The sequence below is a fragment of the Blautia sp. OM07-19 genome, assembly GCF_003481595.1.
GTDB classification, from domain to species: Bacteria; Bacillota; Clostridia; order Lachnospirales; family Lachnospiraceae; genus Blautia_A; species Blautia_A intestinihominis.
Genome location: NZ_QULA01000087.1, coordinates 279 through 1,171 on the forward strand (window position 1 = coordinate 279; position 893 = coordinate 1,171).

An 893-nucleotide genomic window follows, 5' to 3' on the forward strand; every position below is an offset into this window, starting at 1 on the left:
ATAAACTTTCTTCCCAGGACAGTTCCATCCGACCGCATAATGGTACAGACTGCATCGGTGTTGATCCCCAGATCTACACCGCAGATAATCTGTTCTTCGACTGGTGCTTTTGTGAGTATCACATCTTCCGTATAAGAAAAACGCAGAAAATATTTCCTGTGCCTTTTCTCCAATGTCGGAGCAGATGCCTTTTTCCCGGACCAGTTCTTTCTCAGATACTCCATGTCGGTATGCCTTAACCGTACATGGAACCATTTCCAGTCATGCCCATCATATAGTTTCAGATAAGCAGCATCCTTCCCTTCCTTATCCTCCCGGTACATCACATCACGGTAAAAGACCGGCATGGCATGATTCTCATATACAAGTTTCGGTTTACTTTCTCTCTGACCTGTTTTTTCCCACAATCCCAGTCGAGTTTTGTAAGAGGATACGCTTCCCAGCGCATGCTGGATGGCTGCCCTTCTCAGATAAGAAGGCATCTTTTGAAAACGGATGTCAAAATCAAAACGGGCCTGATTCTTTTTCGTTGTATGTATCAGATGTTCTGCTTCATTGAAACGTTTCTTCGCTTCCAGAATTCCTTCCAGCTCTTCCCATACCTGCGCATAAATTTCTACCAGATAACTAACAGCAGACCTGTAGACATCCAGCGTCTGACGGATCGGGATATTCTGTTTTCGTAATTCCACACCATAGCTGGATGTAATCTTCATATCTGCTTCTTAACCTTTCTATCTTGTACTGATACAAATAAGTCCTATTTGTTCTTGTGTTTTCTATTATACTCCTTATTAAGTCCAATAAAACTCCCTATTTCTATTTTTTTATAAAAAATTTGCGTGTCTAACTCATCACTGAAAGTAACGAGAATGCGACACGCAGTTATTCAA

The 893-nt window shown here is 41.5% G+C and carries 1 pseudogene; it reads right to left on the reverse strand.

Features of this window, described 5'->3' with window-relative positions:
• Positions 1-716 (reverse strand): annotated as a pseudogene (locus tag DXC01_RS19935) (IS200/IS605 family accessory protein TnpB-related protein); the annotation flags it as partial.
• Between the last annotated feature and the right edge of the window lie 177 nt (positions 717-893).